The sequence below is a fragment of the uncultured Maribacter sp. genome, assembly GCF_947500985.1.
Lineage (GTDB): Bacteria > Bacteroidota > Bacteroidia > Flavobacteriales > Flavobacteriaceae > Maribacter.
This window is the reverse complement of sequence record NZ_CANMTX010000001.1, coordinates 711,886-728,400: the sequence shown is the minus strand read 5'-3', so window position 1 is coordinate 728,400 and position 16,515 is coordinate 711,886. Positions and strand designations below refer to the sequence as shown.

The window sequence follows — 16,515 nt, the reverse complement described above, 5'->3', positions numbered from 1 at the left end:
TTATTTACATAAGCTAAATAATTAGATCAATTTTTTGCTTATCAATTCACTAATTTCCATTAGTAAATCCATTTCAGGTGCTGTAAAATCATAAGGTACAGGTTTAGCGATACCTATAGTTCCAAAAAGCTTTTCATTGTATAATAATGGTGCGGCTAATGAACCTTCTACTTTTGTATCTTTTGCTGAAGGTCTAGCTACGCCAGAATCATCCGTTTGTAGATTACACATTTCAACAGGTTTTCTACGTTCTGCAGCAATACCCGCCATACCTTTACCGATAGGGATAGTAGACAACTTCGGAATCAAAAACTCAGGAATACCTACTTGCGATTGAAGCTGTAATAAATCGTCTTTATCTAAAAAGTGTAAGGTGCCGGTAGAACAGTCAAAATGCTCTATAACTGTTTTTAAAAGGCTATCCCAATTTGGGGAATCCTTTGATAATTGAGTATGTATAGCTGCTATAATTTCTTTAGAGTTGTTCATTTTATTTCTTTTCTAAGAATTTTTCAATTCAAAATTAATGATTTCGCTGATTTCATTTGCTCGGTCAACTATCATAAAGTGTTCGCCACCCTCAATTAGCTTCATTTTTGTAGTCCCTCTAGGGGGAATCAATTTATCTTTTGTGCCATTAATCTTAATAACGTTTGCTGATTGCTTTAAATTCTGCCAAGTAGTAAATTCTTGTAAAGCCCATTTCACAAAGTTTAAATCGGTATCATCTAATATCTCATAAAATAGTTTAGCGTTATTGGCTCCGATGATATACCTCGCAGGAAACCTTGGTGGATTGAAAAGAGAAGCAGGTACAAGCTTTAAAATTCTTGATTTGCCTACCCATTTATAAATGGGTCTTAATTCACGTTTTGTTTGTGCAGAAGAAATAAGAATTACTTTTTTCGGATGAAGTATTTGATTGATTTCTGTGGCAATTAATCCGCCGAAACTAACTCCGATTAAGCAGAACTCTTCATTGGTGTCTATAACTGCGCTAAGCCTTCTCGAATATTCTTTAATAGATTCGTTGTGGTGGGGAGTAATCCAATCTATAGCTATTAGCTCAAAATCTAGAGTTAAATGATTAAAAACTCTTTGGTCAGCACCTAATCCACTAATAGCGTATATTTTCAAAATAAACTTTTATAGAAATGACTATAATCTCACAAAGCAATAATTTGGAAGATGAAAAATCTAATGATAAAGATACGTTTAATCTCTTTTTTAAAGTAATCTACATTATACTACATTGTCTTTGCCAGGTAGTTCTCTATAGGCATAATATGCCAGAACAGCATAGATAGCTTTTTCTATGGCAATTCTTATCGGAAACAATTCTTCTCCTAAAGATTCATCTATGGAGCGCAGTTGCATATAGTAATTACTAATAAGCGGATATTTTTTATTAGCTGCAATATGAGCATTGGCATTATTAAAAGCTTCTGTTTTTTGTTCCTTAATAGGTTTACAGGTAACCAGAGTAGGAGTTTTGTTCTTGTGTAGCATGGCAGAAAACCCAAATAGTCTACAAATAAGGCCACGGTGTGCATATTCTGAGCAAAAGCCTTTAGAACCCGGAGCAATAACTTTGTTCAAAACAGGACAGAGTTTATCCTCAGTATTATTTTGCAATTGCGCTAACCATTGTTCTGTTTCGCCATTTAGTAAAAGATGATAGGCTAGTGGTAAAAATTCTAATGCAGTAGCGTTGATGTCCGGTTTTAAACAACATAGTCCGCAATTGGCAACACAACTAAGTCCTGTAGATTGTTGAAAGGAGCCTAACTCCTTATCCAATTGGTTGAAAATACGATCTACCGCTTGAACTTTTTGATATATGGTCACTTATGTATTTAAGGTTGTACGAAGGTAGACTATGTTTTAATGCGGTAAACAATTTAAAAAATTAAATAACTAGTTATAATTATAGACTCTAATTTAGAAGTTAACGTTTTGAAATTGAATAATTTAATATGTTGTTATCAACTTAAAACTTTGTTGTCTTCAGACGCAAAGGTTCTTGGTCTGTTTTAAGGTTAATATGAAAACCAATAACACCTAATACCTGTTCTTCTTCAGTAAGTACTTGTACTTCCCATTCACCCGGCATCACATTGGTCTTGTAGGTGTAACCTCTAAATCCGCCATCTCTACCACCTGTAATATCATAACCGATATCATCTACAGTTACCCATTCTTTGGTTTTGTCATTATATCTTCTCCATCGATGAAAAATGGACTTTTTTAAATCTGTAGGAGCGAAGATTGAAGAAAATATATACACCCTTTGGTCTGGAGTATAGTTATATTCTAGTTTGTGTTTTCTCCAAAAAATGAACGATTCTTCAGATTCGTAGGTTACCTCATAGTTACCATTCTTTAATACAACATCATGAGCAACAATACCTTTATCTAATGCTAATGGAACGGGTGGTATTAATCTTAGAAAATAGAATAGATTAATAATGCCATAAATAGCTAAAATTATGACAATCATTTTACCCAGTTTAATTTCTTTACGAGTACTAGGACTTTTTCCATAGATAAAGGTGAGAAGCACTAAGGTACTTACTAGGCTAACCGCACCGGAGATTAAGAATATCGTGGTGTTTAATTCCTTTAAGAAAACAGGAATCATAAACGTGAAAAAAGTAAAACTTATAAAGTAGTACACTCCAAATTGAAGGTATTTATTAGAAATCCTTTTTTTTAAAAACTCATTGGCAATCAACAATAGAACAAGAATTATAAAGAACGATGCTGTTTTAGATAAAGAAACACTTCTAGAGAAGTAGATTACATAAGCACTAGATAATCCGCCGAAAAAGAACTGAATAGCTAAAGGCAAATATTCTTCATACCGTGCTAAAAACGTATTTTTCCATTTGCCATCATCAGCTAAATTATAGAGGTATAGCGCAATAGATAAAGAGGTCATGTGTAGACATAAAACCGTAAGGTCATACGTACGGTCAATACGACCTAAAGTTAAGGTATCAAAAATGAATCCTCCAATAAAGAACAGTATTGGCGCATATTTAGAATGCCTTCGAATAAAACTTCTGAAGGCACTATTTCTATATCTGGCAAGCGTTTTTTTCATGGAGACCTATCAAATAGATGCGGTAAAAATACCATAATTTAAAAAGGAAATTAATCCTATTTAATTTATGATGAACGCTAAAAATTAATATGTTGTAAAGTGAATTTTAAGGGTTAGTCTCAATATAGAAATTTGGATCTACACGTAAGTTTTCAAAGCTGCCTTTCATTTTTTCCGATTGCCATTCGTTACTAGGTTCTAGCCAAACAGGGATTTCATCGATATATACTTTTATGGGCAGGGTGAAGTTCTCTACAGTATTAGTAAAACGATAAGATAGCTTTTTGCCTTTCACTTTATACTCAAAAACAGGAATCTTGGTCGTTCTTAAGTATTGATCAAAAAAGGGTTTTAAATCGCGGTTCATTTCTATACCGATTACCTTCTCAATTTCGTCAGTAGTAACTGTTTTATGATAGAATTCTGAATTTAGACCACGTAAAATAGTCTGCCATTTTCTATCATCATTTACCACCTGGCGTAACGTATGAAGAATATTAGAGCCTTTATAATACATATCGCTACTACCTTCGTGATTTACATTGTAGATACCGATAATGGGCTTATCGTTTTTAATATTATTTCGAATACCTTGTACATATGCATTTGCCGCCTCTGTACCATAATGATAGTCTAAAAACAAACTTTCAGAATAACAGGTGAACCCTTCGTGGATCCACATATCTGCGGCATCTTTATAAGTAATATTATTTGCAAACCATTCGTGCCCAGCTTCATGAATAATAATAAAATCGAATTTTAATCCCCAACCGGTTCCCGATAAATCTCTACCTAAATATCCTTTCTGATATTGATTGCCATACGTAACAGAGCTTTGGTGTTCCATACCTAAATAGGGGACTTCGACCAGTTTAAATGAGTCTTCATAAAAAGGGTAGGGTCCGAACCAATATTCAAAGGCTTGCATCATTTTGGGAGCATCTTTAAAATGGGGCTTTGCTTTCTCTAGATTATCTTTTAAAACATAATAATCCATATCAAGTGCACCTTTTTCTCCTTGATATATTTCATCAAAATGTACATAATCACCGATATTGACATTAACACCATAGTTATTGATTGGGTTAGAAACAAACCAATTGTAGGTATTTGTCTCTTTGTCAACACTTCTAAGGCGACCATTAGAGACATTCATTAATCCTTTTGGTGCTTTTACACTGATTAACATACTATCTACTTCGTCGTACATGTGATCTTTGTTCGGCCACCAAACGCTAGCCCCTAAACCTTGGCAAGAAGTAGCAACGAAATCGTTATCATTAGCATCTTTTTTCCAAGAGAATCCACCATCCCAAGGAGCTTTAACCGCTTCTTTTGGGTGGCCAGAATACGTGACAACAACCTCATTAAAATCACCTACTTGCTGAGGTTTGGTTAATTGTATAAAATGGGCATTAATGTTATGCGTCAATTTAAGTTCGACCCCGTCTTGTGTCACTTTTTTAATTTGCAATGGTGGTTGCAAATCTACCTGTAGAACTTGATGAGGTTTCAGTACTTTGTAGCGAATTGTATTGCTTCCGTTTATAAATTTATCATCAGGATTAACATCAATATCTAAGTGATAATAGTTAAGGTCCCACCATTCACGTTCAGGGGTAATACTACCTCTAAGCGTATCTTGCTCAGTAAAAGTTTGAGCTTGTGAAAAAGTAAATATTCCAAGGGTAAAAGCAACAAGTAATTTGTTCATGTCTAATATGGATTATGCCTATCTAAAAATTCCGTTAGGAAAAACAACCGGACTCTCAAATCCGTTTTCGCCAACAGCAGAAACACCGAAGAAAAAATTATCGATAACGATGCCTTTCAATAAGAATTCAGAAACGTCACCAACATATCTGCTATAATCCCAAGTGGGAGATGTAGTATCTCTCCAGTATATTTTATATCCTTTTGCTCCATCAACCTTGCTCCATTGAAATTTTGCGGCAGGTTCCACAATACCACCTATTTTAACCGTTTCTGGTGCAGGCGGTGCCCAAGCTATAGATGCCAAGTTTATAGCGTTTACAGCAGTTAATTTAGCTGCATACTCAAAGTTTACATGTTCTAGAACATCGCCATAGGCAATACCATCTTCAACACGAATATCTTGATGTTGTTGTGTGTAGTTCTCATGAGCTTCCATAATACGAATACCAGGAAAACCGGCATCGTTAAAAGGTCTATGGTGTCCACCACGACCAAAACGATCCAAACGATAAATCATCATTGGGTTCATTTCTGGCATGTACTGCTTCACGTTTTTATGTACATAACGCGCCAGTTGTCTAGAAATTCCGTCCACTTCACCACCATAAAAACGTCTTGCTTTTCGTTGTTTTTCAGTTTCTGTTGGTGGTACAGGTTCAGAGAAAATTCTAAAATCTACATTACTTACAGTACCATCCACACCAGTAATATTACCGATCATGTCATTATTGAAAATACCAATAACTTCCCAGCCTTTATCTTTAGCGTATTGCGCAATACCGCCACCACCAAAAAGACCTTGTTCTTCACCTGAAAGACCCATATAGATAATGCTGTTCTCGAATTTATATTTTGACAGTACGCGAGCAGCTTCTATGGTACCTGCCATTCCGCTAGCGTTATCATTCGCACCCGGAGAATCATCTGTGAAATTGGTTGGATCGCTTACACGAGAATCGATATCGCCACTCATAATTATATAGCGATTAGGATATTTTGTCCCTTTTTGAATAGCAAGTACATTAACTACTTCTACATCTTTTACAATACGATCGTTTGCACCTTTTTTAACTAAGTCTTTTTGAAAGAAAACATTTAAACACCCATTACATTCAGTAGATGTTTTTTCGAATTCATTTTTGATCCAACGTCTTGCAGCACCAATACCCCTTGTGGTTGAAACCGTATCGCTTAAGGTATGTCTAGTACCAAAATTGACAAGTTTAGTAACATCGTTTTCTATTCGTTCAGCAGAAACCGCATCAATAATATCATAAATACGTTGGTCGGTTTGCGCAGTTAACGTAATGGCTGAGGTTAAAAAGGTAAACAGTAAAATTTTTTTCATTTCAATTTTTTTATGAGTAAAGCTAGTGTGGTTAATACAATTCTAAAATTAAGTAAAATATAGGGTTGAGCATAATTTCAGGCACAAAAGTATAGAAGCATATACTATAGTATTAATAGGATAATAAAGAGATTTCTTTATAAGCAGGACTTATCATCGTCTTTTAATCAATAAATAGTATACACCAAGCAACGGACCTATAGCTAAAGGAATAAATAAAAGATCAATAGAGATGATCGATTGAAGTGATCCTAGAAGTTGAATACTTATAATAGTAATGGCAAAACCAATACAATTTACTAGAGTTAGAGCAGTACCTTTTAATTCGGGTGCTACGGCTGATGCCACCAAGTTTGAGAATTGAGGAGAATCTGCGGTAACGGCAATGCCCCATAAACACCAACCTACCAAGAATAAATAAATAGGGAGAGAAAATAGAAGTGGAGAAATTAAACATAGAAAACCCGATGCTATTAAAGCTATCAATGCTACTTTCTTACTGCCAATGCGTTGCGAAAGAATACCTCCATAGGCACAAGATAATCCGCCAAGGGCAATAACGATTCCTGACCAAAGTGAGACCGAAATATCACTACCTGATTGAATCGCAAAATATTGAATGGCAATAGGTGTAAAAGCCCAAAAGGCATAGAGTTCCCACATGTGACCAAAATACCCAAATGCAGCTTTTTTAAATTCGAAATTTTTGAAAAGCTTCGGTCCCGCATCAAATTTTAAAGTAGTACTTGCCACTCGATAAGGACCGTTTGGCACTAGTAAAAAAAGTATGAGTCCGCCAAAAGCAGTAATGCCAGAAGTTAACATAATAACCTTGTCTGGATGACTTGCTAAAGGGCTTCCTTTAATTAAAAAAGGAAAAGCGGTGCCTAGAACTAATGCTCCGACTAAAAATCCCAATGCTTTTCCGAGTCCTTTTTCGTAATAATCTGCTGCTATTTTCATTCCTACGGGATAAATACCTGCTAAAAAGAAACCTGTACTAAATCTAGCCAATAGTAAACCACCTACGTTTAAATTTGGATAAATTAATGTCAGATTGGAAACGGATGCTAGAAAGGCACAAATCATAAATACTCTCGAAGGAGAAAACCGATCTGCAATCATTAAAACGCCGAATATTAGGGTCCCGATAATGAATCCGAATTGTACTGAAGAAATGACATGGCTTACAATGTCTGCACCAAAATCTAATTTTTTAGTTAGCGATTCTAATATTGCATTCCCAGCAAACCATGTAGAAGTGCAGGCAAATTGCGAGAGAATAATGATGGGGAGAATATGTAGCTTTTGTTTCAATAAATTAGTTAACAAATGTTACTTTAACAATCTCATTATTTTCAACTTCATAAATAGCTACGCCTTTAAAAGTTTTACCATTTGCGGTAATTGATTCTTCGTCTATAACTTTATTTCCGATGACAATTCTGTTAATTATCTCACAATGTAAATCAGGGGCAGAATTAAAGAAGTCAGTGTAGCCTGTTCTTAATGCATCTAAACCATCTGACTGCAATGTTCCTGAATAACTATAAATTTTAGTTTGTTTAGAATACGTGGCCAAAAATCCTTCGATATCTCTATTGTTATAAGCTTCAAGTTGCCTTTGAACAATGACCTCTGGGTCAAAAGTTGTTTTTTCATCTCTAATAAAAGTCATGCTTTTTATGAGTCCGTCAACTTCATAAATAGCCACTTGCTGTTTTTGTTTATCTCCAATAGAAACAAATTCTTGGTCAATTACAGCAGAACCAATTATAATTCTTGAAGAGACTTTAACTTCTACAGCAGGTGTTCTTTTATAAAATGCTTCATAGCCCTCTTTTAATTGTTCCCTGCCAACGGATATGGTATCCTTTGAGAAATTTTTTACTAAGACATCTTCTGAATAACAATTTGCGAACGCTTCTAAATCACGAGCATTGAAGGTTTCTACCTGTTTTTGAACAATCTTATGCGGAGCATCTTTAGAAACGAACGAAATAAACTTTCCGTTAGGACTAATTGCTAGTCTTGATAAGCCATGAATATCAGTTTGTTGAAATTTGAATAATGAATTCCATTCTTTGTCAAGTGATGGCTTGAAGGTTAAAAGGTCACTATTATTAGCAGTTATTAAGCTTCCATCAGCAGTCCAACAAACATCTTCGGTTTCTCCTAAAATTGTAATAATCTTATTTATTTCTCTAGTGCTAGGGTTTAGTGATTTTATAATACTCTTATCTATATCTTTTGAAATAAAACTAATAAGTTTAGAATTCAGAATTTTGTGCAATGACCTACCTACATTTTTCTGAGCGGTGTAGTAGGTATTTTCTTTTAGATTATACACCACTAAATCCATTCGGTTTTCAATTAAAACCGTGCAAACAATAATGTCATTAGAATACCAAACATGGTAGCCTACTTTAAGATTTGGTATTAAAACTTTTGAGTCACCAGTTTTTAAATCATACTCGTATAAACGTTGCAAACCATCTTCGTCTAAACGAACTGAAGAAATGGCATCTCTACCTGGAATTTTCAGAGGAGAATATTCACTACCATTTGGTGTATTTGAAAGCCAAGTTGTTGTTTTATCGTTTATATCATAGAGGGTTATATCGGTTTGCCTATTTCTTGTTGATGCGAATAGAATTTTATCATCAGAAAAAAATGAAGGTTGATTGTCATAACCTTCATTTTGAGATATGTTTATAACTCCATTAATTTTCAAACTGTCATTATTCAAATCTAAATTTGCTAAATAAACTTCTGTGCCATGTTGGGCAAAAGTTGTTAGGCAGCAAAAAACACCTACAAATACAAGGTTGTAAATTTGTTTCATATTGAATAGTTTGTGAGTAACATTATTCTTTGTCGGCAAATCTCTTTAAAATTGCACGAACATTTTTCGTGTTATCAACGAAGTACCTTGCTTGTGTTTTTTGGCGCCCTACTTTTACTGTAATAGATTCCTCTGGAAGTTCTTGAAACATAAATTCATCGGTCCAGTCATCACCAATAGCAAACACAAAATCGTAATCATGTTCAGAATACACGCGCATAGAAGCTCTACCTTTATTCACGTTACTACTTTTAATTTCCATCACCTTGTTGCCATTTAAAACACTGAGGTCATCATTTGCAATAAGGCTTGTTAGTACCGTATTCAGTTCAACAGAACGTTTTTGACCAAAGTCGGGATCTGTTTTTCTGTAATGCCATGCTAAAGAATAATTTTTCTCTTCAATAAAACTACCAGGGGTACGGTCAACAAAAGATTCTAACACTGGTAAAATCTTCTCCATCCAGTCTTTCTTAACGTTTTCTAACATTCTAAATTCTTCACCACCTTGAGAGATCCATACGCCGTGTTCAACGATCATATTATATTTTTTGGGCAAGAACCATTTGGTGAATGTTTCTTTATCTCGTCCGCTAATTAAATACATATCTGTATTTGGTTGAGAAGAAATGGCATCTAACAGTTTATACAGTTCTTCGTCTGGCGATGCTTTTTGAGGATCAGCATGAAAACCTGCCAACGTGCCGTCATAGTCCAAGAATACTAATCTTCTTTTGGCTTTTTTATAGCTATCCATCACTGTATTCATGATGTCTACTGAAAATTTTCTAGACTTATAAGTTTGGTCTTTTTCTTTTTGACCCACTAACGAAGTCATAAAATCATTCGCCCATTTTTCAACGTTATAACGCTCTAATCTCTTTTGTAATAGCGTGTTTCTGGCAATCTGTTCTTCCTTTGGCATATTAATAGCTTCATTCAAAGCATCCGCAATTTGTTCAAAATTGTTAGGGTTGATCAATAGCGATTCGTTCATTTCATTGGCAGAACCCGCCATTTCACTAAGTATTAAAACCCCTGTTTTATCAGTTCTAGTGGCAATATATTCTTTGGCTACCAAATTCATACCATCTCTAATTGGTGTCAACCAAGCAATGTCAGAAGACGTATATAGGTCAATTAGGTTTTCAAAAGGCATAGATCTGTAGAAATACCAAATAGGTGTCCAGCTTACGGTTGAAAGTTCTCCATTAATGCGACCAACTAATTCATCAACTTCACGTTTTAGTAATTGATATTGCGGTACATTGGAGCGCGAAGGCACGGCAAGTATAATAAGTCTAACTTTCTCTTTATACTGCGGGTATTTATTTAAGAAATATTCAAAAGCATTAAGTCGTTTCGCAATACCTTTTGTGTAATCTAAACGGTCAATAGATAAAAAGAACTTAGCATCTGGAGCTGATTTTTTATGAGTATCTAATCGTTTTTGCAATTCAGACTTTTCATCTTCACTTCGTTGTGAATGTTCTTTAGCTGCTTCGCTGAATTTCTTATAATCGATTCCCATGGGGAAAGAGTCAACTTTAATAACTCTATCATCTAAGTAAATATCATTAAAACTAACCTCTAAGCCCAATAGTCTGCGCACAGAGCTTAAAAAGTGACGTTCATAGTCATAGGTATGAAAACCAATTAAATCTGAGCCTAATAAGCCTTGTAATACTTCTTGTCGCCAAGGTAGTGTTCTAAATATTTCATACGATGGAAAAGGAATGTGTAAAAAGAAACCGATTGAAATATCAGGTCTTTGGGCACGAACCATTTGTGGTACTAGCATTAATTGGTAATCGTGTATCCAAATCGTATAATCATTATCAGCTTTTTCAAGAATAGCATCTGCAAATTTCTGATTAACAGCCTTGTAAACTTCCCAACTTTCAAGCTCAAATTCAGAGTATTCTAAAAAATAGTGGAATAAAGGCCATATGGTTCTATTGCTAAATCCGTAATAAAAACCATCAACTTCTTTTTCTGTAAGATTTACTTTAGAAGATCCATGTTCCGCTAGTGCCTTATCAATTTTAGGGATTAACTCTTCTGGTATTTCTTCATCTGTCAATCCGCTCCAGCCAATCCATAGGCTATCTCCACCCGAGTGTACAGATTTCATTCCGGTTGCTAAACCACCAACACTTGGTACCGCAGTAATGTCTCCATTGCTAATTTGTAATTGTACAGGTAGTCTATTTGAGATAATGATAGTTTTCGCCATAAAAGAGATTTTTTTGCTACTTCTTGATAATTATTTCTCTAAATTTCGGGAAAAAGGAGGGTATTACCAATTGAAACCTCATATGAATTAAGATTTTTATTGAATGGATAATTTAGACTACGGAATAATAGGGAATTGTAGAAGTGCAGCATTAATTTCAAAGACAGGAAGCATCGAATGGTGCTGCTTACCAGAATTTGATAGTCCATCTATTTTTGCAAAATTATTAGATGAAGAAATTGGAGGCAGTTTTGAAATTAATGTGGATGACAGTTATATAATTACCCAAAAATATGAGCAATTCACGAATATATTAATCACTTCTTTTAAATCTGGCGACGACCATTTTGAGATTAATGATTTCATGCCACGTTATAGAAAAGAAGGCAATGCTTACCATGCACCACCAGAGTTGATTAGATATTTTAAACATATATCTGGTGCTCCAAAATTTTCGGTAGTATATGACCCCAAGCTTGAGTATGCTATGGGTAAAACAGAATCATTTATAAAAAAAGATTTTATAGCGAGTCTTACACATGACGTAAAATTCGATACTATATTCTTATATTCTTCTTTTGATAAACAGACTATTATAGATAGTGGTGAAATTGAATTAAAAGAAGATGGTTATATTTTGGTAGGTTACAATGAAAAATTATTGCTGCCTACTACAGATAGGGCTTACTTAGATTTACAAAATACAAAAGTATATTGGTTGAATTGGTCTAATTTGACACCTACCTACAAGAAATTTAACGAAGAAATCTCTAGAAGTGCACTTACTTTAAAGCTATTAAGTTATGACAAGACAGGTGCTGTTTTAGCGGCAGCGACCACATCATTACCAGAAACAATAGGCGAAGTACGTAATTGGGATTACCGATTCTGTTGGATCCGCGATGCATCTATGGTAATTAAGGTAGTATCAGAATTGGGTCATAAGAACGTTGCAAGACGTTATTTACAGTTCATTATAGATTTGATACCAGATAAGGCAGAGAAGCTTCAAATCATGTACGGTATTAATAAAGAAAAGAAGTTGACCGAAGTAACCTTAGAACACCTAGCGGGCTATAAAGGTTCTAAGCCAGTAAGAATAGGTAATGCAGCTTATCACCAAAAGCAAAACGATATCTATGGTATACTTATGGATGTTATCTACGAACAGATGGCGAAATTTAGTGTAGATATCGATAATGGTGAAGACTTATGGGCGATTACAAAAGGAATCGTTTGGATTGTAAGTAATAATTGGAAAGATGCCGATAAAGGTATTTGGGAGTTCAGAACAGAGGATAGACATTTTACATTCTCAAAAGTGTTATGTTGGACAGCTTTGGATCGTGCAATCAAGGTTGCCGAGATGTTAGATAAGAAGCACAAAATTGAGAAATGGGAGCCTATTAGAGCAGAAATCTGGAAAGATATATATGACAATGCTTGGAATGAAGAAGTAGGCGCATACACGCAATCTTACGGATCTAAAGAGTTAGATGCATCTGTATTGTTAATGGAGTCCTATGGCTGTATAAAAGCTAAAGACGAAAGATACATAAGTACAGTACATGCCATAGGGAAGGAGTTAAATAATGACGGATTACTTTATCGATATAAAAACGAGGATGATTTTGGTTTGCCTTCATCATCATTTACAGTATGTACATTTTGGTATATAAATAGCTTATTTAAAATAGGAGAACGTAAAAAAGCGTTGGAGTATTTTGAGCGATTATTGAGCTATAGTAATCATTTAGGTCTCTTTAGTGAAGATATTGATTTTAAGACAAAAAGATTATTAGGGAACTTTCCACAAGCCTATTCGCATTTAGCGTTAATAGAGTGTGCAATCAACTTTTCTAAGAAAGAAAGTGAAGATCAAATGCTAGAGTCTTTAAGGGAATAATCAGCGAGTAGCAAGGGACTTAATCTTATTGATTAAGGCTTTAAAATGTTGATCAGTTGTAAACGGATTCATCACCGTTATACGCATGTAATGTGTACCTTTTAATTTCGTTTGTACAATATAAAATTCGCCATCTTCTAAAAGGGATTGGCGAATTTTTACATTAAGAGCATTTATATGTTCTTCATCCATATCAGCAGGGCAAAACCTAAAACAAATTATATTGGACATCGGTTGGAGTGCTAATTCAAAATTATCCTCTTGTTCAATAAGTTTAGCGAATAATGCGCCCGTATCATAAAGTTGGGTAACATTAGCATCAAATACTTCTTCGCCGTATAATTTTAGCAGTGTAAACCAATGGATAGCCATCATATTTTTGGTGCATTCAAACGTACGTTTACCAGAGTTATACCAATCTTCATGTTCAGAATCTGTAAGTAGGTAATCTGCTTTTTGGCTAAAAGTGACGTTAGCATTTTTATCATCTTTATAGAGTAGGGCAGTGGTCAGCGCTGGCATTAGCATCATCTTATGTCCGTCGATAACAACTGAATCAGCCAATTCAATGCCTTTTAGGGTGTGCTTGTATTTTTTGGAGAAAATTCCAGCTCCGCCATGTGCTCCATCAACATGAAACCAAATATTTTGTTTTTTAGCAAATTCTCCAATCACTTCTAAGTCATCAAAAATACCGGTAGCAGTAGAAGGAGCACTACCAATAATAGCGAATATTTCAATTCCCTTTTCCTTTGCTTCTTTAAATTTTGACACCATTAAATCAGTATCCATTCTAAAATCTTTGGTTACAGGGACCTTAATAATTCCTTGATCTCCCAATCCCATTATTCTTGCAGCACGATCAACGCAATAATGCGCTTCTTCACTTACCATAATACCTAATTGATTTTGGTTGCCCTCGTTCCAAATATCTCTTTTGGTAATTGCTTTTCGTGCACTTAATAACGCAGTTAAATTTGCAAGTGTTCCGCCTGAGGTTAAGAATCCTCCAGAAGAGTCATCAAAACCAATTTTCTTGCAAATCAATTCTATAATAATGCGTTCAATAGCATTAGAAGACATACCCATCTCATAAACTGCAGTGCCATTATTTAATAATGAACTAATTAATCCAGTGAGTGCAGTAATTGGGGCTGGCGGACTTACTTGATGTCCCATATACTTAGGATGGTGAACGTAGGTGGTACGTTTTATTATTTCTGGAAAAAGGTCTGTTTCAATACCATCAGCTAAAAATTTCTTCCAGAATTCTAGTTCCTCTTCAGGTTCTTTCCAATTGATTGTATTACGAGAAGAAGCATTCAGTTTATCCTCTAAGTGAGAAGTCAATTGGTCGATTAGAATATGACCATTCGAATTAAATTCGGGAGTATTATAAACCTGTTCAAGTAATTTTTTATGCATGGTTTAAAAGTAGTCGCAATATCAATATTTACCAAACAAAAAAACCGCCCCAATTGGGACGGTTTAGTATTCAAGTTACCAAACAACAAAAGGTAATCTGAATTAGTCAAACGTATAACCGTTATCTGCAGCAACCTTATCGGCAATTTGTGTGCGTAAGGCAACTACATTAGGGTAGTTTGTATATTTAGTGAAACGTTTAAGTCCCATTAACATCATTCTTTGCTCATCACCTTCGGCAAAAGAAACGATAGCTTCTTTACCTTTATTGATGATAGTTTCAGTAGCATTAAACAAATATAGTCTAGACATCGCTATTTGAGTAGCTTGTGCTTCTTCTCCAAATCGTTTTGCATTTTTCTCGGTACGTAATAAAGCAGATTCTGCCATGTATACTTCAATAAGAATATCAGATGCAGCCAACATTAATTGTTGGTGATTTTCTAATTCTGCTCCGTATTTCTGAACCGCAGATCCAGCAACCATCAAGAAAACCTTTTTAAGTCTCTTCAAGATATCTTTTTCTTCAGCGAATAGTTCAGAAAAATCTGGAGTATCGAAAGAAGGAATCCCCATTAATTCTTCACCAACTGCCGTAGCAGGACCTAAAAGATCAACATGACCTTTCATTGCTTTTTTCACTAGCATACCTACTGCCAACATTCTGTTGATTTCGTTTGTACCTTCATAGATACGGGCAATTCTTGAATCTCTCCAAGCAGATTCCATCGGAGTATCAGCACTGAAGCCCATACCTCCAAAAATCTGAATACCTTCATCTGTAGTTTTTTGACAATCTTCAGAAACAGCTACTTTAAGAATAGAACATTCAATAGCATATTCTTCAACACCTTTAAGTTCAGCCTCTTGGTGTGTATTGCCTTCAGCTTCACGCATAGCAATACGATCTTCTATATTTTTTGCAGCACGGTAACTTGCAGATTCATCAACATAAACGCTAGTTGCCATTTCGGCAATTTTAGACTTAATAGCACCAAAGTTCATAATGGGAGTTTTGAACTGAATACGCTCGTTAGCATATTTAGTAGCTTCACCGATAACTCTTCTTTGTGCATCTAAACAAGCAGCCGCTAATTTTATACGACCTACGTTTAATGCATTCATTGCAATTTTGAATCCGTTACCTCTTGTAGATAACATATTCTCAGCTGAAACTTTAGTTTCGTTAAAGAAAACCTGACGCGTAGAAGAGGAGTGAATACCTAATTTCTTTTCTTCATCACCTAAGGTAATACCATTACTTGGATCATTTTCTACAATGAAACCAGTAATGTTTTTATCATCTTCAATACGAGCAAATACGATAAACATATTACAGAAACCTGCGTTTGAAATCCACATTTTCTGACCAGAAATGCTGTATGTTTTTCCGTCATCAGAAAGAACAGCCTTCGTTTTTCCTGAATTTGCATCAGAACCAGCACCTGGCTCAGTAAGGCAGTAAGCACCAAACCATTCTCCAGAAGCTAATCTTGGCACATATTTTTGTTTTTGTTCTTCAGATCCATAAAGCGTAATTGGCATTGTACCAATACCGGTATGTGCACCAAAAGCAGTACTGAAAGAACCAGTTGCTCCAGAAATGTAATCACATACCAACATGGTAGAAACAAAGCCCATTCCCATACCACCATATGATTCTGGTACAGCAACACTCAATAATCCTAACTCACCTGCTTTACGCATAGTTTCTTCAGTGAAAGCATAATCTTTATTTTCAAAACGCTCCCAATGTGCCCAAAGTTCTCTGTCAACGAATTCTCTGGTACTCTCACGCATCATGCGTTGCTCTTCATTCAAATCTTCTAATGTGAAAACATCTTCACAATTGGTTTCTTTAACAAGGAACTGTCCTCCTCTAAGAATGTCTTTTTTTACTGTATCTGTACTCATGTTGTTAATAGTATTTAGT

Annotated in this window: 12 protein-coding genes; 1 reads left to right on the top strand and 11 read right to left on the bottom strand. The window is 35.0% G+C overall.

The annotated features are described in order from the left end of the window. Positions 1-21: 21 nt before the first annotated feature. From Q0871_RS03330 to Q0871_RS03290, 9 genes are all read right to left on the bottom strand, one after another. Complete coding sequence (locus tag Q0871_RS03330) at positions 22-489, bottom strand: GAF domain-containing protein (RefSeq protein WP_299317838.1); 468 nt, start codon at positions 487-489, stop codon at positions 22-24. A 12-nt stretch (positions 490-501) separates the two neighbouring features. Continuing rightward, complete coding sequence (locus Q0871_RS03325) at positions 502-1,137, bottom strand: alpha/beta hydrolase (protein WP_299317835.1); 636 nt, start codon at positions 1,135-1,137, stop codon at positions 502-504. A 105-nt stretch (positions 1,138-1,242) separates the two neighbouring features. Then, positions 1,243-1,848 carry a YkgJ family cysteine cluster protein gene (locus Q0871_RS03320; protein WP_299317833.1) on the bottom strand — a complete coding sequence of 202 codons (606 nt, stop codon included), beginning with the start codon at positions 1,846-1,848 and terminating at the stop codon, positions 1,243-1,245. A 142-nt stretch (positions 1,849-1,990) separates the two neighbouring features. Further along, the gene (locus Q0871_RS03315; protein WP_299317831.1) at positions 1,991-3,106 is read right to left on the bottom strand and encodes a DUF2914 domain-containing protein; all 1,116 of its coding nucleotides are present in this window, start codon (positions 3,104-3,106) and stop codon (positions 1,991-1,993) included. Positions 3,107-3,212: 106 nt separating this feature from the next. Then, the gene (locus Q0871_RS03310) at positions 3,213-4,820 is read right to left on the bottom strand and encodes a M1 family metallopeptidase (RefSeq protein ID WP_299317829.1); all 1,608 of its coding nucleotides are present in this window, start codon (positions 4,818-4,820) and stop codon (positions 3,213-3,215) included. Between the two features lie 18 nt (positions 4,821-4,838). Continuing rightward, positions 4,839-6,170 (bottom strand): M28 family peptidase, encoded by a 1,332-nt coding sequence (locus tag Q0871_RS03305; RefSeq protein WP_299317827.1) that lies wholly within the window; start codon positions 6,168-6,170, stop codon positions 4,839-4,841. Between the two features lie 153 nt (positions 6,171-6,323). Beyond that, a complete protein-coding gene (locus Q0871_RS03300; RefSeq protein WP_299317825.1) occupies positions 6,324-7,487 on the bottom strand; it encodes a nitrate/nitrite transporter in 1,164 nt (387 codons plus the stop codon). A 4-nt stretch (positions 7,488-7,491) separates the two neighbouring features. Further along, complete coding sequence (locus Q0871_RS03295) at positions 7,492-9,015, bottom strand: nuclear transport factor 2 family protein (RefSeq protein ID WP_299317823.1); 1,524 nt, start codon at positions 9,013-9,015, stop codon at positions 7,492-7,494. A gap of 22 nt (positions 9,016-9,037) precedes the next feature. Further along, positions 9,038-11,251: a bifunctional alpha,alpha-trehalose-phosphate synthase (UDP-forming)/trehalose-phosphatase gene (locus tag Q0871_RS03290; protein WP_299317820.1), complete on the bottom strand. Its 2,214-nt coding sequence runs from the start codon at positions 11,249-11,251 to the stop codon at positions 9,038-9,040. Positions 11,252-11,354: 103 nt separating this feature from the next. Here Q0871_RS03290 and Q0871_RS03285 point away from each other — a divergent pair, with 103 nt between their 5' ends. Then, positions 11,355-13,157, top strand: a complete 1,803-nt coding sequence (locus tag Q0871_RS03285) for a glycoside hydrolase family 15 protein (RefSeq protein ID WP_299317818.1) — start codon at positions 11,355-11,357, stop codon at positions 13,155-13,157. On the opposite strand, the gene Q0871_RS03280 is transcribed toward Q0871_RS03285, so the two are convergent. Both Q0871_RS03280 and Q0871_RS03275 read right to left on the bottom strand, forming a co-directional pair. Continuing rightward, the gene (locus Q0871_RS03280; RefSeq protein WP_299317816.1) at positions 13,158-14,582 is read right to left on the bottom strand and encodes an aminotransferase class V-fold PLP-dependent enzyme; all 1,425 of its coding nucleotides are present in this window, start codon (positions 14,580-14,582) and stop codon (positions 13,158-13,160) included. A gap of 102 nt (positions 14,583-14,684) precedes the next feature. Beyond that, positions 14,685-16,496, bottom strand: a complete 1,812-nt coding sequence (locus tag Q0871_RS03275) for an acyl-CoA dehydrogenase family protein (RefSeq protein WP_299317813.1) — start codon at positions 16,494-16,496, stop codon at positions 14,685-14,687. Positions 16,497-16,515 lie beyond the last annotated feature (19 nt).